The sequence below is a fragment of the Scytonema sp. HK-05 genome (genome assembly GCF_963872035.1).
Classification (GTDB): Bacteria; Cyanobacteriota; Cyanobacteriia; order Cyanobacteriales; family Nostocaceae; genus Kalymmatonema.
The window spans coordinates 173,447-196,982 of sequence record NZ_CAWMYC010000125.1; the positions used below are offsets into that span (position 1 = coordinate 173,447).

General features: G+C 44.6%; 18 protein-coding genes and 1 tRNA gene. 9 read left to right on the plus strand and 10 right to left on the minus strand.

Annotated elements, in window-relative coordinates; genetic code table 11:
• Window positions 1-430: 430 nt before the first annotated feature.
• From AACT52_RS27440 to abc-f, 4 genes are all read right to left on the minus strand, one after another.
• A complete protein-coding gene (locus tag AACT52_RS27440; protein WP_073627708.1) occupies window positions 431-1,156 on the minus strand; it encodes a PP2C family protein-serine/threonine phosphatase in 726 nt (241 codons plus the stop codon).
• A gap of 16 nt (window positions 1,157-1,172) precedes the next feature.
• A complete protein-coding gene (locus AACT52_RS27445; protein WP_073627780.1) occupies window positions 1,173-2,858 on the minus strand; it encodes an ABC1 kinase family protein in 1,686 nt (561 codons plus the stop codon).
• A gap of 110 nt (window positions 2,859-2,968) precedes the next feature.
• Window positions 2,969-3,295 carry a DUF6825 family protein gene (locus tag AACT52_RS27450; protein WP_073627710.1) on the minus strand — a complete coding sequence of 109 codons (327 nt, stop codon included), beginning with the start codon at window positions 3,293-3,295 and terminating at the stop codon, window positions 2,969-2,971.
• Window positions 3,296-3,559: 264 nt separating this feature from the next.
• Window positions 3,560-5,194, minus strand: coding sequence for a ribosomal protection-like ABC-F family protein (gene abc-f, locus AACT52_RS27455; protein WP_073627712.1), 1,635 nt, complete (start codon window positions 5,192-5,194; stop codon window positions 3,560-3,562).
• 747 nt (window positions 5,195-5,941) lie between these two features.
• On the opposite strand from abc-f, the gene AACT52_RS27460 reads away from it, so the two are divergent.
• Complete coding sequence (locus AACT52_RS27460; protein ID WP_073627714.1) at window positions 5,942-7,015, plus strand: FG-GAP repeat domain-containing protein; 1,074 nt, start codon at window positions 5,942-5,944, stop codon at window positions 7,013-7,015.
• Between the two features lie 22 nt (window positions 7,016-7,037).
• Here AACT52_RS27460 and AACT52_RS27465 read toward each other — a convergent pair whose 3' ends face one another.
• Window positions 7,038-9,785: a CBS domain-containing protein gene (locus AACT52_RS27465; protein ID WP_073627716.1), complete on the minus strand. Its 2,748-nt coding sequence runs from the start codon at window positions 9,783-9,785 to the stop codon at window positions 7,038-7,040.
• A gap of 283 nt (window positions 9,786-10,068) precedes the next feature.
• Between AACT52_RS27465 and psbZ the strand changes: the two genes are divergently transcribed.
• The 6 genes from psbZ to AACT52_RS27495 all read left to right on the plus strand — a co-directional run bounded on the left by psbZ (window position 10,069) and on the right by AACT52_RS27495 (window position 13,557).
• The gene (gene psbZ / locus AACT52_RS27470; RefSeq protein WP_041035580.1) at window positions 10,069-10,257 is read left to right on the plus strand and encodes a photosystem II reaction center protein PsbZ; all 189 of its coding nucleotides are present in this window, start codon (window positions 10,069-10,071) and stop codon (window positions 10,255-10,257) included.
• Between the two features lie 203 nt (window positions 10,258-10,460).
• The gene (gene ribH / locus AACT52_RS27475; RefSeq protein WP_041034410.1) at window positions 10,461-11,021 is read left to right on the plus strand and encodes a 6,7-dimethyl-8-ribityllumazine synthase; all 561 of its coding nucleotides are present in this window, start codon (window positions 10,461-10,463) and stop codon (window positions 11,019-11,021) included.
• Between the two features lie 116 nt (window positions 11,022-11,137).
• Window positions 11,138-11,209, plus strand: a tRNA-Gly gene (locus AACT52_RS27480).
• A gap of 432 nt (window positions 11,210-11,641) precedes the next feature.
• Window positions 11,642-12,049 (plus strand): hypothetical protein, encoded by a 408-nt coding sequence (locus AACT52_RS27485; RefSeq protein WP_073627718.1) that lies wholly within the window; start codon window positions 11,642-11,644, stop codon window positions 12,047-12,049.
• Between the two features lie 2 nt (window positions 12,050-12,051).
• Window positions 12,052-13,320 carry a glutamate-5-semialdehyde dehydrogenase gene (locus AACT52_RS27490; protein WP_073627720.1) on the plus strand — a complete coding sequence of 423 codons (1,269 nt, stop codon included), beginning with the start codon at window positions 12,052-12,054 and terminating at the stop codon, window positions 13,318-13,320.
• 54 nt (window positions 13,321-13,374) lie between these two features.
• A complete protein-coding gene (locus AACT52_RS27495; RefSeq protein WP_143172714.1) occupies window positions 13,375-13,557 on the plus strand; it encodes a hypothetical protein in 183 nt (60 codons plus the stop codon).
• Here the strand turns inward: AACT52_RS27495 and AACT52_RS27500 are convergent.
• The 3 genes from AACT52_RS27500 to AACT52_RS27510 form a co-directional block, all read right to left on the minus strand.
• Window positions 13,521-14,603 carry a fatty acid desaturase gene (locus AACT52_RS27500; protein ID WP_073627722.1) on the minus strand — a complete coding sequence of 361 codons (1,083 nt, stop codon included), beginning with the start codon at window positions 14,601-14,603 and terminating at the stop codon, window positions 13,521-13,523. The two genes, AACT52_RS27495 and AACT52_RS27500, sit on opposite strands and share 37 nt — an antisense overlap.
• 195 nt (window positions 14,604-14,798) lie before the next feature.
• Window positions 14,799-15,851, minus strand: a complete 1,053-nt coding sequence (locus AACT52_RS27505; protein WP_073627724.1) for a fatty acid desaturase — start codon at window positions 15,849-15,851, stop codon at window positions 14,799-14,801.
• Between the two features lie 261 nt (window positions 15,852-16,112).
• Entirely contained in the window at window positions 16,113-16,928 is an 816-nt protein-coding gene (locus AACT52_RS27510; protein WP_073627726.1) for an acyl-CoA desaturase, read from the minus strand.
• 84 nt (window positions 16,929-17,012) lie between these two features.
• On the opposite strand from AACT52_RS27510, the gene AACT52_RS27515 reads away from it, so the two are divergent.
• Entirely contained in the window at window positions 17,013-18,242 is a 1,230-nt protein-coding gene (locus tag AACT52_RS27515; RefSeq protein WP_073627728.1) for a methionine gamma-lyase family protein, read from the plus strand.
• Between the two features lie 425 nt (window positions 18,243-18,667).
• Here the strand turns inward: AACT52_RS27515 and AACT52_RS27520 are convergent, their stop codons facing one another.
• Together AACT52_RS27520 and AACT52_RS27525 are read right to left on the minus strand one after the other, a co-directional pair.
• Window positions 18,668-20,026, minus strand: coding sequence for an alkaline phosphatase PhoX (locus AACT52_RS27520; protein WP_073627730.1), 1,359 nt, complete (start codon window positions 20,024-20,026; stop codon window positions 18,668-18,670).
• 503 nt (window positions 20,027-20,529) lie between these two features.
• Window positions 20,530-21,723, minus strand: a complete 1,194-nt coding sequence (locus AACT52_RS27525; RefSeq protein ID WP_073627732.1) for a Coenzyme F420 hydrogenase/dehydrogenase, beta subunit C-terminal domain — start codon at window positions 21,721-21,723, stop codon at window positions 20,530-20,532.
• 182 nt (window positions 21,724-21,905) lie between these two features.
• Here AACT52_RS27525 and AACT52_RS27530 point away from each other — a divergent pair, with 182 nt between their 5' ends.
• Window positions 21,906-23,384: a PspA/IM30 family protein gene (locus AACT52_RS27530; RefSeq protein WP_337251560.1), complete on the plus strand. Its 1,479-nt coding sequence runs from the start codon at window positions 21,906-21,908 to the stop codon at window positions 23,382-23,384.
• Window positions 23,385-23,536 lie beyond the last annotated feature (152 nt).

Sequence of the window (23,536 nt, forward strand, 5' to 3'; positions counted from 1 at the left end):
AGATTTCGGAAAAATATAGGTTTTCTACCATGCATGGTGGCTGGAACTCCCTTATTCCCTGCTTGAGATCAACTGTAGAATTTGCAATGTCATCAATTTTACATTGCCACCACAGGCGCAAGCCACTGCGCCCTTGTCGTCTACACTTTGCCTTTTTAAGGGATGTAAGGTAGGTAAGATTGAATTATATTCGTCTTACCTTATGAGGTGCAAGATGTCAATTACACAAAACGCTTGAATTAGCCTCCCAAGTTAGAAATTTGGGAGGCTAAAACTATATGTATCAAATTGTAAATTGGAAAAATGCTCAAATTGAACAAATTTTGAGTGGATATAGGGAACAGGTGACAAAATGTAGGGGACAGGGAACAGAGAAAATACCTGTCACCGAAACCCTAAAATGAAAAACCTATCACCCCTACCGTATTCCCTAGTTCAGTGCGACTATGACGACTGTAATGTTATCGTGTCCACCATGCTGTTTGGCAGCTTCAACGAGGGAGAGAGCAGCCTTTTCTACCAAAGAGATTTCTTTGAAATAGTCAGCAATCTTTGGATCGGCTAGTTCTTCTGTTAAACCATCACTGCATAACAGTAGGCGATCGCCCGCTTGAACGTCCAGTTGTTGCACTTCAATCTGACGTAGGTCTTCACGCCCCAAACAGCGGGATAATACATGACGAAAAGGATGAATCCTGGCTTCTTCTGGCGTAATTTCACCCATTTTCAGAGCGCGTGCTACCCAAGTATCGTCTTGGGTGAGTAACTCTAATTGGGAATTACGAAAGCGGTACAGCCTGGAGTCACCAACGTGAGCGCACAAAGGCGGCTCTTTAGGGCGAAAGATAACGACTACAATCGTTGTCCCCATGTCCGAGCGTTCAGGATGATTTTGCTGATCGAGCAAAATCGCTTCATTCGCTTGTAACAAAGCTTCCTGTAATAATTGCCCAGAAGGTTTAGAGGAATTCCAATTAGCACTCAAATACGCCTCTATTTGCCCAGCAGCAATGCGGCTTGCTTGCTCGCCCCCTGCATGACCACCCATGCCATCGGCGACAATGAAAAAACGCCCCTCTGGGTCTATGTAGTAAGCATCCTGATTATTAGAACGAATAAGTCCCGGATCGCTAACACCGGTGAAATTAAGTTTCATATACTTTTTACAACATTTATGACATACGATCGTAGCGGTCGAGGCGCATAAGTAGTCGAATCAGCAAGCCTGAGACTGCGGCTGCAATTATAAACCCAATCGTCGCCAACCATACATATTTTTGTACCAATAATATTGTGGCGCTAAGTGTAAAACCAGCCACAATTACAGCGTAAGTCGTGCCTAGCTGAACATTGGTTTGCCGTCGCAGCAAGCGTTCTGTTTCTAAAGACCTGACACGCACGCGTATATCTCCCCGTTCTAGCTTTTCTAGTGTCTCTTCCAGCCTGCGTGGTAGTCCTAGTGCAGTACTGCTTACCTGAACTGCTTGACGGCTCAATTCATTGAGAAAGGTATTCCCCTCAGAACCATTCATATTGGTCATAAGCTGCATGGCATATGGTTTAGCAACTTCCATAAAGTTAAATTCTGGATCTAACCCTTTCCCTACACCTTCAAGTGTTGAGAAAGCTCGCATCACGAAAGTGAAGGTCGCTGGAAATCTAAATGGTTGATCATAGGCTATTTCGTACAAATCGTCACTAATGGCAGCCACTGATTGATTTTCAAACGGCTGGTCCATAAAATGATCCAGCATATATTGAACGGAACGCCGCACAGGTCCCATATCTTCTGTTGGTGCCAGTGCCCCCAAATCAACCAGAGACTTGACAACGCGATCGCCGTCTTTTGAAGCAATGCCAAACAGCGTTTGCATCAGTCCTTCACGCACGTTGGTCTTAATGCGCCCCATCATGCCAAAATCATAGAATATCAAAGCACCAGTCGGACTGACGGCAATATTGCCTGGATGAGGGTCAGCATGGAAAAAGCCATTATTGAGTAGCTGATGCAGGTAAGCTTCGGCACCTTGGCGGGCAATGACTTTGCGATCCAAACCTGCTGCTTCTATTGCTTCATATTGGCTAATTTTTATCCCAGGAACATACTCCAGTGTCACCACCCGTGAGGAAGTGTAACGCCAGTACACACGCGGTACTTTCACCCATTCGTAGCTACGAAAATTGCGGCGAAAAGTATCAGCGTTGCGCCCTTCATTGAGATAATCAATTTCTTCCCAAAGAATGCGACAACACTCCTCGTAAATGCCGAGCCAATCTCGCCCCCGTCCCCATTTGGGATGGTTTTGGAAGTAGCGAGTAATACCCTTGAGAATTTGTAAATCAATTTCAAATAGCTTCTTGAGTCCGGGGCGTTGTACTTTGACAACAACTGCTTCCCCGGAATGCAGCACAGCTTTGTGTACTTGTCCCAAGCTAGCAGCAGCCAAGGGTATCGGTTCAAAACTTTGGTAGAGTTCGGGGATTTTCTTGCCTAGTTCTTGTTCAATAATTGTTTCTACCTGCTCATAGCTAAATGCCGGCACTTTATCTTGTAGCTTGGCAAGTTCTTCGACATATTCGCTGGGGAATATATCAGCACGGGTAGAGAACAGTTGCCCAACTTTGATAAAGGTTGGTCCTAAATCTAGCAGGGTAGTGCGAATCCATACTGCTTGAGCTTTACGTCGAGCAGCTTGCTTGGCTTCGGTAACTCCTCCTGGGTAACTCCAAGATTTGTTGTATCGCCAAAGCTTGAACATCAAAAGCAAGACAAATGACCAAATGTCTAAAAAGCGGCGTCTACGAGAGTAGTTTTCGCTATTCCAACGGTATGCCTTATCTGAATAACCTTTTTCCATATGCTTTGCGTACCGCTGGTTTTTGACCGAGTCAGTAGGAAGAAAAGACACTCTGATTCCAAAACTGTTTCTCTCTCATTTTCTAGTAGAAAGGTTGCAATGCAACGTCTCTACAGAGAATTACTGCTGCGATAGCGTTGTAATTCTGTTCGCAATGTGGCAATTTCTGCTCGCAAATCATCAATCGTGGCTTGCAGATCAACTGACGCTGAACCAGGTTCTCCATAGCTTGTCGTTTGAGCAGCACCAGCAGCTTCTGCTGCACGATTTGCCCGCTCTAAGACTTCGTCTGTAAAGTGTCGCAGTTGCTCTCTAGTTTCAGCATCCCATTTGCCCAGTTCCGAGAGAGCATCAGTCAAGGCGAATTCCAACTTCTCGGTAAGGATTTCAGCAGCTGCTCTACCAACGAAAAATGCTTGTAAAAGGGGGTCACTCATAAATTTTTGTTACGTTCATCTGCAAAAAATTATAACTTGCCCAGATGCTTTGCTGCTTATGCCTTAGTGCTGGACTGTTCGTAGTCCCCAAATGAGAAGTTCATTGAACATATGTATTTATTTTTACATAAAACCATGAATGCTGTATAGAATTGTGTCCCAATGATGACCTCCCAAGCTATTTAGAAACCTTAATTTGGTGGGTTGTCCGTCCTGATTTGGGAGTTGCAATAGCTATTGAAGCACCTCAAGAATGAAAAGAAATTATTGGTCATTATATTTTGCACAACTAAACAGTAATTCTTGATAGTATTGCTCCTGTTCACCCGGCAAATAAGTAGTCGCTTGTAAGATTTCCTCACTCAACTTGTAAGCCTGAGTGATATTAATTCGGCTTAAGAAATCTAAATCGTGGGAAATGACCCAAAGCGCACCTTGGTACTCGTTGATACCTTCTACCATTTGGTCAACCGTTTCAATATCCAGGTTATTCGTCGGCTCATCGAGAATCAGCAAGTCAATTTCTGAAATACTAATCATGGCGATCGCCAACCTTGCTAACTCACCTCCACTCAACACCGATGCACTTTTGTGTACATCATCGTATTTAAAAAGGAAGTGTCCCAACTGCTGCCGTAAAAGCTGATAATTTAAATTGGGATTGGCAGCTTGCATATTTTCCAAAATTGTCTGCCTTCGATTTACGAGTTCATACGTTTGATCCAGGTATACGGCTTGCATTGTGGGAGCAAGTAAAATTTCACCTGACTCCAAAATCGCTGTTGTACTATCCCTGTGCAAAATTGTCTTTGGCAGACTAGATTTCCCTGAACCATTAGCGCCAGCAATGGCTATTCTGTCACCAGAGGAGATATGAAGCTGGATGTTCTCAAGGAGCAACTTTTTACCTACCCAAAGATTTGCTCCTTGAATATCAATAAGGTTTCGGCGTTTTTGGCTTGTTTGTTCAAGTTGAATACTCGTCGCCTTCGTCGTTTTTACCTTCGTCTGTGCAACTTTTTGAGTAGCGTTTGCTACTGCTGCTTCATGTTTCTTTTTGGCAATCCCTGCTGACGCCTCGGCTTTGGATTTAAGCAGTCCTGCTGCTGCTCTGTCTACACTACCCTTAAGAACCTTAGCGCGACCATTTCTGCTAGATTGTGCTGCTCTTTGCTGTTCCTGCAATGCGGTAGTTTTGGCACGTTTGAGTTCTTTTCTCGCCACTTCGTGCGATCGCAATCTCGCCTCTAACTCTATTTCCTTTTGCTCTCGGTACAAAGAAAAATTTCCTCCATAAACTTTCACACCCTCTGGTGTGAGTTCCCAAGTTATATCAGTAACTTGGTCTAGAAAAAATGGCTTGTGAGAAACAATGACAAACGCTCCCTCAAAGTCGTTAAGAAAAGCTCTCAAACTTTCTAGCGCCATCAAGTCCATATGATTTGTTGGTTCATCCAGCAGTAACACTTGAGGTTCAAAAGATAAACCGATAGCCAGAAATAACTTTGTCAGTTCCCCACCACTTAAATTCAAAAGTGGTAAGGAGAAGTCAAGCGTACTGCTGAATTGCGCCTGCAAAATTTCCTCAATTTTCCACCATTCCTCAGAAACAGAACTCAAAAAATCGAGTACTGTCTCTGCTTTGATGTTCTGTTTGATGGTACTGATTTGAGGCAAATAGTAAACGGTTCCATTTCGTGTCACAGAACCTGTGGTGGGGCTAAGTTGACCTGCAAGAATCTTTAACAGAGTAGATTTACCAACACCATTGGAACCGACTAAGGCAATGCGTGGGCGATCGCCCTGCACAATGTTTACCTGAACATTTTTAAATAAAGTCCTCGTAGTGCTGAGTTGATAAGCTAAATTCTCAGCTAACAATATTGATTTTTTCTGCATAATTTTCAAACTTCAAAGTGGCTCAACTGTAGCTACCTGTTAATTTCTAGCCAGTTACGGTTATCTGTTTTGGCATTAAATAAAGACGTAAATTTATCTCTGTCCTCGCCTGTGCAAATTTCCGCATCTAACGTTCACACGACAGGTGCTTGTAGATATAAGTTGTTCAAAAGTTTTTTAACTAAGCTGCTTTTAAGCAAAACGCCTAGTTGCTTGTGATTTTCTTCAATTCACATCCGCCGCCTTCTGTGCAACGGTTCTTTGCGACTACTTCATGTCAGTTATTTCGTTTGAAGCGTGTTGAGGTTTGATACTAGCTACATCATAGCAGCAATGGATTCCAGAGAAGGGTCATTTATTTCGGGCAAAACATTGCCGCAAACACAAAGGAACGCAGCTTTTTCTTGAGATAAGTTGTTAGAAAATCTTCCAAGCATGGTTGTTCATGAGCAAACCAGCCGAGTTGTGCTTGATACTTTGTTTGATACTTTATGTGTTTGATAATTTATCAATGACAATCCGTCGCCTTCTGTGCAACGGTTTTTTGCTACTACTTCATGTCGGCTATATTTGAGGCGTGTTGAGGTCTGACATTAGCTACATCATAGCAGCAAAGAATTCCAGAAAACTGCTTTAAAATGACAAAGATTTTGTGAAGTTTTCGAGAATACCTAAAGAATTTGTGCAAAGAAAAATGGTTATGTTTATCATGTTTGTTTGTTTGGTCAGTAGTTATACACAAAAAGTATGTCAACAACGGTCAACCCTAATCCCAATCTGATTCTCAAAGATGCGGCGAACATAATCGATTTCAATAACGATGGTAAGAGTGATCTCTTCTGGCGCAATGAAAACACAGGAGAGAACGCCGTTTGGTTGATGAATGGTACCACATTAAACTACGATACTTCTACGGCTTTTGTGGCGAGCCTTGCCAGAGACTGGGATTACAGTATTGGCGATTTCAACGGTGATGGCAAGACTGATCTGTTCTGGCGCAATTCTGACACAGGTGAGAACGCCATTTGGCAAATGAATGGCACTACCATTACTAGTGCGGTTGTTCTGCCAGAAACTCTTCCCAAAGAATGGAAGGCGAGCATTGCTGATATTGATGGCGATGGTAAGAGCGATATCTTCTGGCGCAATTCTGAGACAGGAGACAATAGCCTTTGGTTTGTCGATGGCACCAACGTCAATAAATTCTCTCTCCAGAATTTTCCCAAGGAATCGAATAATAGCATTGCTGATTTCAATGGCGATCGCAAGGCTGATATCTTGTGGCGCAATGATTTAACAGGAGAAAATACTGTTTGGTTGAACAATGGCAATGGCTTCAATCCAACTCCTTTGACGTCCGTTGCTGGCAAAGATTGGGATGTTGAGATTGCCGACTTCGATAAGAATGGCAAAACCGATCTGTTCTGGCGCAATTCTGACACAGGTGAGAATGCCGTTTGGTTGATGGATGGTACCACCTTAACCAAGTCAGATTTTCTATTCACTCTTCCCAAAGCCTGGGATTATAACATTGGCGACTTCAATGGTGATGGCAAGACCGATTTCTTCTGGCGCAATTCTGACACAGGTGAGAATGCCGTTTGGTTGATGGATGGTACCACCTTAACCAAGTCAGATTTTTTACTAACTCTTCCCAAAGCCTGGAATGCTGGCGTTGCCGATTTCAATGGTGATGGCAAAACCGATCTGTTCTGGCGCAATGAAAACACAGGTGAGAATGCCGTTTGGTTGATGAATGGCACGAGTTCCACCGAAACAGCTTTTCTGGTGACACTTCCTGCGCCGTGGTCCGTTGTCTAAGATTGAATCGTGAGTGGTGACTTCACCGAGGATAATGCTTTGCCAAAAACTCAAGAGCCTCTGTTTTGTTGCAAATCACGCTATCCAACGTAGCAGCAAGTAAATCATCTAGCATTTGTCGATACTGCGGTCCTGGTTTATAGCCAATTTGTTGCAGATCATTGCCATTTAAAATAGGCTGCACGTTACGCCAGATAGTCAAATATTGCCAAATCTTGTGCCTAATGACTCGTGGACTTTGCACGGCAATTAAAATCAGCAAGGGTACATCGTACTGCCGCAGCAACTGCACCACCTGACTGGGACGATTTTTCTCAGACGCTACACCTCCTCCCCTCTGTGCTTCCAGAGAGGGGCTGGAGGAGAGTGTCTTGACAGTATCTTGTGCTTGTGCTAAGTTTTCCAATCTAGCAATGCTATCCTCTGGCAATTGCAGATTTCTTGCCACACGCCCTCGGTATTCTGCTGCTAAATGAGCGATTAAAGCTTCCAGGCGCATTTGCCAGTGGATGAGGGTTTGCTGCGAGTCAAACCGCCGCAAACAGCGTTCTAACAAACGCAATTGCCGTAGAAGTTCCTCATCTAGTTTGAGGGTGGGATGAATGCACTGTAACGCCCCTAAGTCTGCAAGTAACTGCAAAGCTAATTTCCAATATGGAGCTTCCAGGATATGCTTCAATTCTGCTTTCAGTCGAGTTTGCAGTGCGGGAGTTCTGCTATTTTCTCGGGTGGTGCGATCGTAAACGCCGCTGTTGATCGCATAGCGGATATACTCTTCTGTTTGAGCCTCCAAGTGAAATCCCAGTCGCACAGCAAAGCGTACGCCGCGATAGATGCGGGTGGGATCTTCGATAAAACTGTTAGCGTGTAACACTCGAATTTGTTTTGCCTGTAAATCCACCAACCCGCCAAAAAAGTCGAGTAATTCACCAGCACGGGGGGGCGTCAGCCGCAGTGCCATTGCATTGATGGTAAAATCTCGGCGATACAGGTCTTGACGAATCGAACTCGCTTCAACTTCAGGATTTGCCGCAGGATAAGGATAGAATTCTGTTCTGGCAGTCGCAATATCAACCCACAAAGAATCTAATTCTGGATCTTTGTGCCACAGCAAAGCCGCAGTTTGAAAAGCGCCATGAATTTCTAGACGTGCGCTTGGGTAAAGTTGCTGAAGTGCCTTTGCCAATTCTACACCTGCACCCACATCAGCAGATTTGTGAAAGCCATCAACGACAAGGTCAATATCTTTGATCAGCAAAGTGCCTGAGGCTTCTTCAGCGAGTAGCAAATCGCGTACTGCTCCCCCAACAAGGTAAAGATGCCAAGCGCGTTTTTCTGCTTCTAGTGATGCTTTAGTCAACAATTGCCACAACTGAGGCGCAAGCCGCGAATGTAACTCACCTAGGGTAGGAGATTTAATATTTTTTTCTCCCCCTCCCGCCTCTCTCCCTTTCCCCCTCTCCTCTTTCTGATGTAATTCGCGCAAAACATCAGTACGGGTAACAAATCCCACCAACTGCCCATGTTCTAATACTGGTAGGCGTCCGATATCGTATGTCACCATTAGCGACTCGATTTCTGGCAGTGTGGTATCTGGAGTAATTGTCCTCATATTGACTGTCATGTAGCCCTTGACAGGAGCATGACTAAAGCCGTGATGCAGGGCAATATCTAAATCCCTTCGCGAAATAATACCTACTAGTTCCCCTTCGGCATCAACGACACACAAACCCGAGTGTCCGTAGCGCAACAAAGTGCGCTGTGCTTCGGCAATTGTAGTTTCTGGACGAATGGTGCGCACAGGAGAAGACATCAAGTCTCTGGCGGTAGGCGGGTGGGGAATTGTCGCTTTTATTCCCTCAAGAAGTTGGTTTAATATTTCCTCAGCGTTTACAGATCGCAAGTTGAGCGCAGCTGCTTGGGAATGTCCACCGCCACCGAGTGGTTGGAATAATTCGTTAAGATTGATGCTTTGAATTTGCGATCTGCCAATCACGATTAAGCGTGATTCACCTTCGGAGAGAGGATATTCATTCAAAAGCAGTAAGGCATCTATTTCTGTTAACTCTACCAACTGCGAGGCGAGACTCGATAACCCTGGCACAAAACCATCTGTTTTCAGAGTCACCCAAGCAATTTTATATCCCCCAACGCATATGGTTTGTAGTTTTTCCAGTGCTACCTTTAAGAGTTGTTGCAACTGGGGAGACAAACCAGGATCAACGTACTGACTCACAACTGACAAACTTGCCCCTTGTTGCATCAACCAAGCCAATGCTAAGGCATCTTGTGGTGTGGCATAGTCAAATGTCAGAGAACCAGTATCCACATGGATACCCAAAGCCATCACGGTTGCTTCTGCATTTGTGAGGGAAATTTGTTCTTTTTGCAATTGCTCGACGATGAGAGTTGTTGTTGCTCCAACAGGGGAAATGTGTACTTTTGTAGCGGGAATATCCCCAAGTTGTTCTTGGTGATGGTCATAAATGATAATTTCCTTAATGTGGGGTAAATCTAACCATTCGGCTGCCTTACCCAGGCGATCGCGCTGTTGTGTATCCACCACAATTAAGGAACGAATTTCCTTTGGATTGACCGAACGCCGTTCAATCAACTGATACTCATCCCGATGCAGCGCCAAAAAATCTCTTACGGGTGGATGAGAACCGCCACTTAGGACAATCTTGCTTCCAGGTAACAGGCGTGACAGCCCTACAGCTGCTCCTAACGAGTCAAAATCAGCTGTTGTATGGCACAGAATTAAGTCCATAGTCATTAATCATTGGTCATTGGTGAGTTTAGTGCTGTGCCTCCGTATTCCCAGTAGTTGGGGCGATGGCGTCTCCCACAAAGCAATTTGTGTAGCTCACTTCGTTCAAGGATGAACAATCCCCCAGGAGTGATAAACACTCCCCGCGATTCGATTGCTGGGGAGAACGTCAATAAAGTGTGCCAATTTTCTGCTAGCTTAACAAATAAGGAAAAACTGTCAGTGTTGACCTGTACAATATTCTATCTTTAGTAACTAGTTTGCTGTTTTGGGAGAAGGGAAGATGACAATTGTATTTCAAGTTGCTTTATTAGCTCTAGTTGCGCTGTCTTTTGTCCTAGTGGTTGGCGTCCCTGTTGCCTATGCCACTCCGCAAAACTGGAATGAATCTAAAAGACTGCTGTGGATTGGTTCAGGAGCTTGGATTGGTTTAGTGTTTTTAGTCGGTGCATTAAGCTTTTTCGTAGTCTAAGCGACTGCTTTTTTGATAGCGCTGGCAAATAGCATAGAAACTCACGAGCACCAAAGACGCGGCGACACGGAGGCGTAGGGATATTTTCCCTGTCTACGTCGCCGCGTTTTCCTAAGCTTTCGTGTCTGTTTATTTTCCTGCTTCTATACTTTTTGCAGAACAAATGTATATTGGCAAGAAGTATAGATGATTTAGAGGCAGTTATGGCAGTTTTCGAGGGAACTTTTACTCAGACAGAACCTTTGCGGTTTGCAGTGGTTATTGGTCGATTCAATGACCTCGTCACCACCAAGCTGCTGGAGGGCTGTCAAGATTGCTTGAAACGCCACGGTGTTGATGTCAATCCTCACGGCTCTCAAGTAGACTATGTTTGGGTACCAGGCAGTTTTGAAGTTCCAGTTGTGGCTCGCCAAGTGGCGCTCTCTGGTCGTTATGATGCGGTCATTTGTCTGGGAGCCGTTATCCGAGGGCAAACACCTCATTTTGATTATGTCTCTTCTGAGGTCGCCAAGGGCGTTGCTGCTGCTGCTTTTCAAACAGGTGTACCTGTGATTTTCGGCATTTTGACAACAGATACCATGCAGCAAGCCTTAGAACGAGCAGGCATTAAAAGCAATCTTGGCTGGGAGTACGCCATGAGTGCTTTGGAAATGGCTAGCCTCATGCGGCAATTGCGTTCTAACCTCCAAGAACCTTTTTCTGGAAATTCTCTTTCGCCAGCATCGCTCAAAAGTGCCAGTATAGGAGAATTGCCAGCAGAATAGTCATTTGTCATGAGTCCTTTGTCCGATAACTCATGACAAAGGACTCACGGCAAATAACAAAAAAAGGTGTTGACAAACCATGAATTATCTGACATATTAAATATACGTTGAGTATTGCGGGTATAGCTCAGTGGTAGAGCGTCACCTTGCCAAGGTGAATGTCGCGCGTTCGAATCGCGTTACCCGCTTGTAAAGGAAAAAAAAAGTGATGAAATATTTTGTAAAGAAGTGACGTTATTAGGCGCACGAAATTACAAAAATGAGAATTCATCATTCATAATAATATTTAAGTGTAGCTAACGAGTTTTTTGTAAGATGCACTACAGTTAATTCAGGGTGACGAAACTAAAGAATGAAGTAGAAAGGCTAAAAATCAAAAGTTTTTTGATTTGAGAGTACAGACTTCAAACTTAAAATGACACAATAATTTCAAAACCTTTGAGTGTCAAATTTGTTTTGCCACTCAATTTAGAAAAAATATGTCCAAAGGCAATGAGCAACCCAAACTGACTAATGTTATAAAGGAAGGTCATGGGAGGGTAGCCAGCCCGAAAGACATAGATGAAAGGATGCTATCCTCACTAAGTTAGGACAAACACGCTCAAGTTAAAAGTTCGCTTGTGCAACCTCAAAAAGCAGACAAAATTGACTTCAATAGCGAATACCCGTGTCCCTGTCGTCGTCGGGGGCGGTTAATTCCGATTACGTTGACAGAAGCATTTGGTTGCGATCGCTGTCAGCAAATATTCGTGGTGGAAGATAATGGTCATGTGCTGGAGCAGCTTTCCACGACCTATCCGTACAAGCGAGCTTGGCGCTGGACAGGGAGTATTTGGCAAGTAGTCCATCCTCGGTTAGGAGAAAGCTATTTGCCCGTAGCGCTTGGCATTATTTTCGTGCTAGTGATTATATGGTTACCATTGGCACTACGATTGGCAAATGGATATAGCATTATTGCTTGGGCAATGGTAGCCGTGCTGCTGGCAATTCTGCCAGCACTGATGGTGTGGCTTACCTACCGACGATAACGATGCGGACAGTGGATGGTTTTGATGTAAACCCTGAACCAATTGCCAGCGCTAGACGCGCTCATCAAGCTGCGCTAAAGTTGGGAACCACAAAAGGAGCAGACAGAAGTCGCGCCGTGTTAGCAATGGCACAGGCGATAACACGGTCATTTGACGACATTCTAGAGGCAAATACCTTGGATCTAGAAGCAAGTCGGGAAATGGCAGTGCCAGATTTAATTCTGGATTGGCTGAAGCTGACTCCAAAACGGTTGGAGATGGCAGTAGACATTTTGCAACGGTTGGGGGAATTATCAGATCCGCTGCGGCGAGTCAGACACGCTGACTATCAACTAGATGACTCTCAAACGTACACGCAATTAATGCCTTTGGGTGTGATTGCGTTTATTTATGAAGCGTTTCCAGAGTTGGGAGCGATCGCAGCGGGGTTGTGTATCAAAACTGGCAACAGTCTGATCCTCAAAGGCAGTACTGAAGCCAGTCATTCTAACGCGGCGATCGCTAACGCACTCCTGAGTGCCGTGACTGAAGTGGGTTTACCAGAAGGTTGTTTACAGCTGATCACAGAAGAACATGGAACTTCGATTCGGGACATAGTAACGCAAGACCAGTGCTTGAATTTAGTCATTCCCTACGGACGTTCAAGCTTGATACAGCAGGTAGTGCGGCACTCCACTTCCCCAGTTCTAAAATCAGCTATAGGCAACTGTTATCTCTACTGGTCGCCAAATGGCAGCTTAGAAATGGTGCGGTGGCTGATTATAGATAGCCATCAAAGCGAACCAGATCCGGTGAACGCTATTGAAAAAGTCCTGATCCACCGACAAGCTTTGCCATCATCCTTAACGACATTGTGGAATAGCTTAAAGGAAAAAGGCTTTGAAATAAAGGGAGATGCCGAACTGGTAGAAGCCTTTCCTCAGTTACAGCTTGCTAAGGATGGAGAGTGGCAAAGCGCTTATTTAACCAAGACAGTCGCTTTTAAATTGGTAGATAGTCTAGAGGCTGCAATTTCCTGGATTAATCGCTATAGCAGTGGTCATGCCGACTGCATTGTCACCGAATCTTACCAGGAAAGTCGGCAGTTTGCCTTAGGAGTGAACAGCGCTTCTAGTTACATCAACGCTTCCCCGCGTTTTTCCCGCAACCCGTCACGAGGAGAGTCAGTATTTCTAGGGATGTCCAACCAAAAAGGTCATCGACGCGGATTGATTAGCCTAGAAAGCCTCACGACTGTCAAGCATATTGTGCAAGGAAATGGGCGGTTTTAAAAGTTAGGAGTTGTGATGCGCCATGTGTAGAGACGTAGCCCTTCGGGTATGCCTATGGCTAACGCCACGGCTATCGCCGAACGGCACGCTACGCGTTCGCCCTTGGCGTGCGCTTGCGCTTACGCCAGTCGCCTGCTGCGGGAAACCCTCCCGCAGCGCTGGACTCACATGCTACGTCTCTACATTTTAGGTTCCGGTTCCTATTCGTCTTTTGCTAATTTCTTGTGGGATGTGTAGTAAACCTTGCCTCCGGTATCTGGTACAAAATGACAGTTATTGGACGAACGCCATAATGACGTCAAAATTGGTTCATCAGATTTGTGGAAATACTCACCCATAATCGGTTTAATCGCCTCAGTTGCCTTCTTCAAATTGTAGTGAGGGATGTTCAGAAATATATGGTGAGCTACATGAGTACCGATATCATGATGGATGTGATTGATAAAACCGTAATCGCGGTCAATGCTAGAAATAGCACCTTTCAAGAAAGTCCAATCTTCCCCACGATACCAGGGAATATCGGCTTCAGTATGATGCAAAAACGTGACCAAATCTAACCAAATGACAAATACAAGATAGGGTCCAACGTAGTATTTCAACAACCACATCCAACCCCATTGATAGGTAAGGAAACCCAGGAAAGCTACCATTAAAGTCCAGAGTGTCGTGCTGGTGATGACATCCCATTTTTCAGAGGGTTTGAAAAGTCGGCTGCTAGGTAAAAAGTGAGAGCCTCGTTTATTAGGAGAACCCGTAAACAAATACACGGGATAAGCCAATAAAAACAAGTAATTTCGACCTATATTATGCAGCCAATTCACGCCTTTGTACTCTGACTCAGTTGCTGGATACCAGCTTTCATCATTATCGAGGCTGCCAGTATTTTTGTGATGGGTTCTATGGCTAATTCGCCAACCGTGATAAGGAACAAGTATCGGTGTGTGGGAAAGATGTCCAATCAAATCATTAAGCCATTTCTTCTTAGAAAAAGATTGGTGTCCGCAGTCATGTCCGACGACAAATAAAGCCCAAAACATCGTTCCTTGCGTGACCCAGAAAATTGGCCAGAAAAACCAAGAATTTAGGTGATGAGCGACTGCATAAAGCAGACCGATAATCAGGATGTCACGAAAAAAGTAGAATAGTGATTTTCCCACTTTTGGCTGAAAGCATTCAGATGGGATTGCAGCTTTTAAATCTTGAAGCGTGAAGGGCAGCTTGGTCTTATCCTCAGATGATTCACGGTCATGAGGATTATTTAATTCGATTGTATTTGATTGCACTTGATTGTGTGACTGGATCTGAAATGGGTGTTAAGTTTTTAGGCAACGTAATCTAATGCGATCGCACTACTTTGGGTTTAGGTATCCCTAAGTTCTGGAAGTGCAAAGCAGCAGAGTAATATCTGGCAATTTCCTTTACCATACTTGTGTTTAAGAATTGCCAGAATCTATTTTTTAGAGCTATGAGCTATTAGCTTATCGCCCTGCGTAATAGTCTTTAAAAGACTGATAGCGACTATCGGTTGTGTACAGGTGACACTGGTCTGTAATTCGCTTGATTAAAGACCAAGAAAACCGACATTCATCATGCAGATACGCTCCCCAATTTTCTTTGATACTGCTATAAGCCATCCGCAAATTATAAGAAGGAATGGCAGTGGAAATGTGATGGGGAACGTGGACATTGATATCGTGGCAAAAGATTTCTACCCAACGGGGGTAGTCGCAATGAACCGTACCATATAGCTGAGCTATCGCCTGGTTCCACTTAGATTCTGCCAGAAAAGGAACGTCTGGAGCGGTATGGTGAACTAGCGTAAAGGTACTCATCCAAAAATGGTAAACCAGCCACGGAAGTAGCCAAAATTTCACAAATCCCCAAATCCCGGTTGTGGCGATAAGAATTGGGAAAGCGATCGCGGCAAAAAGCACAACTACAGCCACAGAAAACTTCACGCTCGATTGGTCTTTTTTTTGGAACTTAGACCAATCAAAGTGCAAAATTCCACAATGAACGATTGAGCCTATCCACCACAATTTATAGCGCAGAAACAGCTCGAACCCCCACTGCGGGATTTTTCCACAACTTTCAAAAAGTTCTATGGTGATTGGGTGCCAAGCGTTGTCTTCATCCAGCTTATTCGTGTGAGAGTGATGATAATTGTGCTGAATGCGCCAACTGTGGAACGGATAAATCAACGGCATCATCATCAAATGCCCCACCAAATCATTTACCCAGCGACGCTTGGCAAATGAACGATGAGCGCAATCATGCCCGATGACAAAAAAACCGGTCAAAGCAGTGCCAGTAAAAATCCATGCCAAGGGTAGGAGAAACCAAGGAGCAATTGCCAGACTAAAGTAGCCCAAGCCAACCATCAAGACACTGAGTACCACTTTAGTCCAAGCTTTGCGGCGATCCTGCTCAAAACATTCTTTTGGCAGGCTTTTGATAATATCTTTTAGCTTAAAGTCCGAGTTGCCAAAGTCATAACCTGACTTCTGGCTGTTGATTGTTGATGTAGTCATGAATACCTGAAAAGACAACAAACCTCACTACCAAATCACTAAACAAGTGGCTGTCGCAAAGTTTTGTAACATTCGCGTTTTGGATTATAGCAATCTAATGCACCTCAGCGCACCCGCAATAAACCCCCGCTGATGCTTAAGCAGTAGTCCAGAAGCTGCGGGGGAGAGTAAGCAATTCAAAATACCCTTTGGGAAGCTGCCCACCGGGCGATAAGGATTGAAAATTGGATAAGATAAGGATTGCTAACTACTAACCGCTTACTACTTTTCTGGTGCCAGCTTCACATTCGTAGCCAGACCGAGTACTTGTAGCAATTGAATGGTCATCCAAGTGAGGTCGAATTCCCACCATTTCAACCCGTGACGAGCTGAGTACTGAAAAGCATGGTGATTATTGTGCCAGCCTTCACCATAGGTGAGTAAAGCTACCCACCAGCAGTTTGTGGAGCGATCGCTTGATTCATAAGTTCGATAACCGAATTTATGAGTAGCACTGTTGACAAACCAAGTGCAATGCCACACAAAGATCAGGCGAACAAAAATCCCCCATACTACAAAAGACCAGCCACCCAGCAACAACAGTACTACACCCAGGGCGACCTGGATGAAAACCATATTTTTCTGCAAAAACTGATAAACTGGGTCGTCGGCAATATCTTTAGTAAAGCGAGGAACTTCCGCGAAAGCAGGTGAATGATGAAGCATCCAACCCATGTGACTCCACCAAAAGCCCTGGTTAGAATCATGGGGATCTAACTCTTGATCAGAATGCAAATGGTGTATCCGGTGCATTCCAATCCAATCGATTGGTCCTCCTTGGCAGGCGAGTGTTCCGCAAAAAACGAGAAAATACTCTAGCCACTTGGGAGTTTGAAAACTGCGGTGGGTGACAAGGCGGTGAAAACCTAGGGTAATACCCAAACCACCAGTTATCCAGTAAAGCAACAAGCATACACCGACTGCTTTCCAGCTAAAGAACGCCGGAAACAAAGCCAACAAAGCTCCGATGTGCAAAGGAACGAAAAATGCGATGTGAAACCAATTAAATTGGGGTTTGGTTGATGTAGCAATTGTCATGCAGTAACCTGAATAGGAATTGTTCAGACTCATCTGCGCGATTTAAAAATCCGCAAATCTTAAGTTTTTGTGAAAGAGGAACTAATGGACAGCTTGGAGCAGATGCATGAAGCAGAACAGGCACTGTTACAGATTTTTTCTGGAATTGACGCTCAGGTCAAGCAAAATGTTCAACGAGTATTAAATGCCTTTCGCCATCAAAGAGTCGGCGCACACCATTTTACAGGTGTTACAGGATACGGACACGACGACTTAGGGCGAGAAACTTTAGATAAACTTTTTGCGGAGGTGGTGGGCGCTGAGGCGGCTGCTGTACGAGTGCAGTTTGTTTCCGGAACCCACGCGATCGCTTGTGCTTTATTTGGTGTTCTCCGTCCTGGTGATGAAATGCTAGCGGTGGTAGGCGCACCGTACGATACCCTTGAAGAAGTCATTGGATTACGAGGCCAAGGTCAAGGCTCACTAAATGAGTTTGACATTCATTACCGACAATTAGATCTTACTCCAGAAGGAACCATAAATTGGCAAGCTTTAAGCCATGCGGTGGAGGAAAAAACTCGTTTAGTACTCATTCAGCGTTCCTGTGGCTATTTTTGGCGTCCTAGCCTATCTATAGCGGAAATTGAAAAAATCATCCACTTGGTCAAACAGCAAAACCCCAACACTATCTGCTTTGTTGATAACTGCTATGGCGAATTCATTGAAACCCAAGAACCGACTCACGTTGGCGCTGATTTAATCGCCGGGTCATTGATTAAAAATCCTGGTGGTACGATTGTCACTGCTGGTGGTTATGTCGCCGGTCGTGCTGACTTGGTAGAAGCCGCAGCTTGTCGCCTCACCGCGCCTGGAATTGGCAGTTATGGTGGTGCGACTTTTGACCAAAATCGTCTGCTGTTCCAAGGGCTGTTTCTCGCGCCGCAAATGGTAGGAGAGGCGATGAAGGGGACTCACCTTACTGGTTATGTATTTGACAAACTCGGTTATCCAGTCAATCCAGCACCGTTGGTCCCGCGTCGGGATGTCATTCAGGCAATTAAACTGGGTTCTGCCCAAAAACTCATTGCCTTTTGTCGGGCAATTCAACAGCATTCACCCATCGGTTCGTACCTCGATCCCATTCCAGATGAAATGCCAGGTTATGAAAGTAAGGTAGTTATGGCTGGCGGAACATTTATTGAGGGGAGCACCTCGGAATTTTCCGCTGATGGTCCCTTGCGCGAACCTTACGTTGTTTATTGCCAGGGTGGAACCCATTGGACTCATGTAGCGATCGCCTTGGAAGCAGCAATAGAAGCTGTGGGACCAGCCTAGTCGCTTCGATCCAATTCAAAATTCACGCATTCAAGATTCAAAATTCAAAATTATGTTTTTTGAATTTTTAATTTTGAATTCCCCCAAACGGGGGTTGGCGTTCAATAGCATCTTTTGTGGTTTTGTAAGCCTCCATAAAAGTTCGGAAATATTCTTGAGAGATTTCTTCTAAAATTAGTTTTTCGGCGACTTCTTTGAGAATTTTATCTATCTTTTGTTGAAGTAAATTCTTGCTTTGTTTGGTATCACGCAGTAGTTCAACGATCGCCTTGCTAATAAGCGGCTTGGCTTGTTAATCAACTTTGGAGAAGCACTAATTAAGGATGGTATCACACGACTCGTAAATGGACTGTAAGAATAATTTCGCGCAAAGACGCGCTTGACGCTAAGAATTCCTTTGCGCCTCTGCGTCTTTGCGCGAAACATTAAGCCTTATTCCAAGGTCCCCAGATTGCTAAAGTGATACCGGGAGTCTGGATATTCACGAACAATGTCTGACCATCTGGAGAGAAGCACGCACCAGCAAATTCACTGTCATTAAAGGCGTTACGAGCAAACTGGTAAAGTTCCCCTTTAGGAGTCACCCCAACAAGGAAGTTATCGCCGTCGCCATCTTCACAAAGGATGAGATCGCCAAAGGGAGCTACGACTATGTTATCGGGCATATCTAGTATGGCTTTATCGTTTGGCTCGACAAACAGTTCAATAGTGCCGCCCTCTTTGGCATTTCTGCCAGGAATGTAACGCCAAACCTGACCACCACTGTTAGCGCCGCCACTTGTAGCACAGAAGTAAAACTCTCCGTTGCTGTAATATATTCCTTCGCCGCGAGCAAATTGTGCGGCTCCCTTGGCAAAACCTTCTTTGCGCACGGTGTCTTCATAAGGATCGTAATCTTCAATACGAACCCACTCAACCTGGAATGGTTGACCTACAGGGAAATTTGATTTAGTGATGGCTTGAAATCTATCCTTAATTTTTAGAGCCTCAAGGACGCCACCTGCCTGTAAGTTACCTGGTTGATTGGGGATGAAGCGATAAAAGAGGCTATCTCCGGAGTCTTCTGTCTCATAGACAATTCCTGTTCTGGGGTCTATGGCAACAGCTTCGTGGTTGAAGCGACCCATTTCTACTAAAGGTACAGGGTTAACAGTACCGTTTTTGGGTTTGCGGAGTGCTGGAACTTCAAAGTTATAACCGTGGCGCTTTGAAACTTTATCCGGATTGGGTACGAAGATACCAGAATTTGCTGGCCGTTCTATCGTCTCTGGAGTTGTCTCTGGAGTAGAGGTATTTTCTTCACAACTAATCCATGATCCCCAAGGAGTTAGACCACCAGCACAGTTACGATAAGTTCCTGCCAGTGAAGCGTAATCTTTGATGAGTTCGCGATCTGAACTAACGATTAGTGTTGTTGTGCCACCCTTACAAAGGTCATCATACTTATTGCCTACAACACCTGTTGAAGAACTGGGGCTAAGTTCATGATTGCGAACTAAGATGGTGGTGCGATTTGGTCCTGCAAAAGTAGCCATGCCATCATGACCACCAGGTACTAAGTTGCCATCACTTAGAGTATCGCCTGTCCGCGAAAATGCTCGGTATTGAAATCCGGGTGGTAACTCTAACAAGCCGTTAGGGTCTTTAACAAGCGGACCATAACCATAGCTTGTCAGTGACGTTCCTTGTGCTCTAGCATAAAGACCTTTCAAAGCATCTCCAGCAACAAGAGTTGCAGCTGTCGTGCCTGCAAGAGTAAAAAATCGTCTCCGTGATAAACCCATACTCTCCTCTTTAATTTTTTATTTGCAATTTTTTATTTGCATTTTAAAGATGAGTAAAAGATGAGTAGATGTTGTGCAATACCTAGACCAAGGTTAAGAAATATCTGTAGCGTTTTCATGCCTAAGCTGACTGTTTAATATGCTTGACACCACATATATATTTCTCAATTTTTTGCACAAAATTTTTTGTTTCTCCACCTACGCACTTCACTAATCAATGAAGAGAATATACTTATAAAGTTAAGCTTAGTTAATCACAGTGTTAATTATGCTTTAATAGGGATTTTTAAAATTTAAATGTAAAGTTATATTTATTTAATTGAAATAACTGCGAAGATGTGAAATGCAAAGCTGTAAGGTGCAGTGCATAAAACGTAGAAGTCAAATGTTAAAAATTGCATATAGAATCATAGCTTTTTCAGGCACTTTAATAAATTAGGGCAGGCATTGCCCACCCTATTTAAGTCAAATGTGTATTGTATAAATGAGAATAATTATAAGTATTATTCTGGCAATTTATACTGCCCAACAATGCGCTTGGCAAACTCTGGAACGTGTGCTTCTAATTTCTCTGGGTGATTGCGCTTTACATAAAGATAATTGCGGGTGAAGTGAGAATCAATTGAAAACCGGGCGTATTCCAAACCTTTGGGACCAATTTTTTCAATAACCACACCCATCAATTTTGCCGCCCACATGGGGAGTGTGACACCTTTGTCGTAGGCGGGTATACTTTGTTGGACTGCTGCTTTGCGATCGCCCTTCGACATGACTGGCTGAGTTTCTATTTGGTCATTCACCAAGTCCAACATTTCCTTGCCTTGTTCATTTCTAACCACAATCCACTGCCAGCCAAAAGGTGCGCCCATATAACCAACAACCAAATCTGCCAGAGAATTGACGTAGTCAAAGCAACTCATACACGAGGGGGCAAAGACATCTTTAAGTTGGTTAGTCTTCAGTCCAAAGAAAGGCACTGTTTCGCTTGATCCATCCTCGTGTTTGAAGTGAACGCGAAAGTCTTGCATGAATTCGTAATGCACGACTGTATCAGGCGATTTGCTGGTTGTCTCTAAGAATTTTTGCAGCCCAGCACGGTTAACATTATCTACACAAGGTGTACCCAAAACATACAGCTTTTCTAAGCCAAGTTGCTTTTCAACAGCTCGTAATGCCTGAATTTGACAACCAACACCAATCACCAACAGCCGCTTTAGCCCGGATTTTTCCACCTGTTCCAATACCGAAAGATTAGGCGAAAGAGTTGGTTTATTTACCCGTGCTGCCAGTATTTCCTCTGGAGTACGAGCGATGACGGGCATGGGACCAAAGCGGTCTTCTTTGGTATTTTGCACGCAGACCACACCCTCAACAATGCCGCGATTCAGCATTTCGATGGCAATAGTGCTCACAATTCCAGTCCATTGGGCACCGGGAATCGGCTGCTTTTTCTGCGCTGCCATCATGTCTTGATGAACACCAAAGTAGAGCTCATCCGGGTTATCTAAATCGCGCGATCGCCTGTGCGTTTGTTCTTCCAATTCACCTATCTGCTGATTAATAAAAGCGCAGGCTTCCTTGACATAGTGAATATAGTATGTATCACACAGTCCGCACTCGCTACAGAGTTCCTTCGCTGGGCGACGGCTACCGGGTTTGAGAGCTTTGGCTTTGTTGTGAGGAGAAAACGAGGTCATATTAAGGGCGATTTATTAACTAAGAACATAAGATATTCCAAAGCTTTACTTTACACAAACTTTAGAAGTCTTAAGCAAGTGTTCATTGATTCTTACGAAGCTGTAACAGTTCGCTTAGCCTAAACTGGGGGCAGTACAATTTGCTGTTTAAATGCTTGACAGGCTAAAGGAAATATAGAGCTATGGGAGAACTGTTTCACCGCATTAGCCGACTCGTTAAGGCTGAGCTAAACCATGTTAATCGTGAAATTGACATAGATAAATATAAAGATGCGACTGCTACAGCATTTGCGGTGGCAGGAGGCATAGCTGGTGCTTCTATTGGCAAAATAGGAATACTGGCAAAAGGTGCTGGTTTTAGCGTTGGTGCTGTTCCCTTGACTGCTGCTGGTGCCTTAACTGGTCTTGGTTTGTATGAGGCTATCAGAGCAGTAGTAGAGGGGGATGCTTCGTCTGCTGGCGCAGCAGCAATTGGAGCAGCCGCAGGGGCTAGTGTTTCTGCTGCCATTGGCGGTGTAGGAGTAGCCGTAGGCGGAACAGCTTTTGGTGTTGGCATGGCTTCTATGGCAGCGGCTGGCTCTGTCGCTGGGCTTGGTATAGCTGCTTTGAATCAGCTACTCCAACAAGGAACTGACCCAGAAAAGCTGCTAGACTTGGCTGTTGAGGATATGCAGGAAGACTTACTCAAGTTTCGTCAGGCTGTCATCCCAGTCATAGCGGCTAAAAAACGCACTCTGCAACACTACGAACAAGCCCAAGCTGAGGAGAAAAAGTGGCAACGCCGCGCTTTGCTGGCTGTGCAAAAGGGCGATGATAATCTAGCACGGCAAGCGCTGGAGCGAAAGAAGATTTTTGCTGAGAATGCGAATACCCTCAAAGTTCACTTGGATGAGCAAACCGCTCTAGTGGATAGCCTCCAGACTAAACTATTCGCCTTTGAAACTAAGGTTTCTGAAGCAAAGACGAAAGCTGCTGGCTCTGTCGCTGGGCTTGGTATAGCTGCTTTGAATCAATTACTCCAACAAGGAACTGACCCAGAAAAGCTGCTAGACTTGGCTGTTGAGGATATGCAGGAAGACTTACTCAAGTTTCGTCAGGCTGTCATCCCAGTCATAGCGGCTAAAAAACGCACTCTGCAACACTACGAACAAGCCCAAGCTGAGGAGAAAAAGTGGCAACGCCGCGCTTTGCTGGCTGTGCAAAAGGGCGATGATAATCTGGCACGGCAAGCGCTGGAGCGAAAGAAGATTTTTGCTGAGAATGCGAATACCCTCAAAGTTCACTTGGATGAGCAAACCGCTCTAGTGGATAGCCTCCAGAGTAAGCTATTCGCCTTTGAAACTAAGGTTTCTGAAGCAAAGGCGAAAAAAGTAATGCTCAAGGCGCGGATAGCCGCCGCCAAAGCCGAAGCACAATTGCAAAGCACTGTTGGGCGGCTAGGTAGTAGCAGTGCGATGGCTGCCTTCGAGAGAATGGAAGAAAAAGTCTTGCTCCAAGAAGCCCACACTCAATCGGTAGCAGAATTGGCTAGTGCCAATTTAGAAAGCCAATTCGCCGCTTTGGAATCTAGTGGCGACATTGATGATGAATTGGCAGCTTTGAAAGAGCAAATGGCACTGGGACTTCCCACATCGGTACAACAAGCACAACCTTGTGAGTAACCATCTAGCTCCGCATCTAAGCAAGTCGTTGATTAAGAGTTCGCAGCGCTGCGAAAACAACTGGATGAAATGTAACTTATACACTACTCATCCAAAACGTTTTAAAAAGCTACCGAAGAGCCTAGCGTATACCTTTAAACAAGCTTTAAGAG

Bases quoted from the DNA above. Each gene is read 5' to 3' on its own strand.
- AACT52_RS27515 (WP_073627728.1), top strand. From the start codon at position 17,013: ATGGACAGCTTGGAGCAGATGCATGAAGCAGAACAGGCACTGTTACAG.
- psbZ (WP_041035580.1), top strand. From the start codon at position 10,069: ATGACAATTGTATTTCAAGTTGCTTTATTAGCTCTAGTTGCGCTGTCT.
- AACT52_RS27460 (WP_073627714.1), top strand. From the start codon at position 5,942: ATGTCAACAACGGTCAACCCTAATCCCAATCTGATTCTCAAAGATGCG.
- AACT52_RS27495 (WP_143172714.1), top strand. From the start codon at position 13,375: ATGGCTAACGCCACGGCTATCGCCGAACGGCACGCTACGCGTTCGCCC.
- AACT52_RS27505 (WP_073627724.1), bottom strand. From the start codon at position 15,851: ATGACTACATCAACAATCAACAGCCAGAAGTCAGGTTATGACTTTGGC.
- AACT52_RS27465 (WP_073627716.1), bottom strand. From the start codon at position 9,785: ATGGACTTAATTCTGTGCCATACAACAGCTGATTTTGACTCGTTAGGA.
- AACT52_RS27445 (WP_073627780.1), bottom strand. From the start codon at position 2,858: ATGGAAAAAGGTTATTCAGATAAGGCATACCGTTGGAATAGCGAAAAC.
- AACT52_RS27450 (WP_073627710.1), bottom strand. From the start codon at position 3,295: ATGAGTGACCCCCTTTTACAAGCATTTTTCGTTGGTAGAGCAGCTGCT.
- AACT52_RS27520 (WP_073627730.1), bottom strand. From the start codon at position 20,026: ATGGGTTTATCACGGAGACGATTTTTTACTCTTGCAGGCACGACAGCT.
- AACT52_RS27510 (WP_073627726.1), bottom strand. From the start codon at position 16,928: ATGACAATTGCTACATCAACCAAACCCCAATTTAATTGGTTTCACATC.
- AACT52_RS27440 (WP_073627708.1), bottom strand. From the start codon at position 1,156: ATGAAACTTAATTTCACCGGTGTTAGCGATCCGGGACTTATTCGTTCT.
- ribH (WP_041034410.1), top strand. From the start codon at position 10,461: ATGGCAGTTTTCGAGGGAACTTTTACTCAGACAGAACCTTTGCGGTTT.
- AACT52_RS27525 (WP_073627732.1), bottom strand. From the start codon at position 21,723: ATGACCTCGTTTTCTCCTCACAACAAAGCCAAAGCTCTCAAACCCGGT.
- abc-f (WP_073627712.1), bottom strand. From the start codon at position 5,194: ATGCAGAAAAAATCAATATTGTTAGCTGAGAATTTAGCTTATCAACTC.
- AACT52_RS27490 (WP_073627720.1), top strand. From the start codon at position 12,052: ATGCGGACAGTGGATGGTTTTGATGTAAACCCTGAACCAATTGCCAGC.
- AACT52_RS27530 (WP_337251560.1), top strand. From the start codon at position 21,906: ATGGGAGAACTGTTTCACCGCATTAGCCGACTCGTTAAGGCTGAGCTA.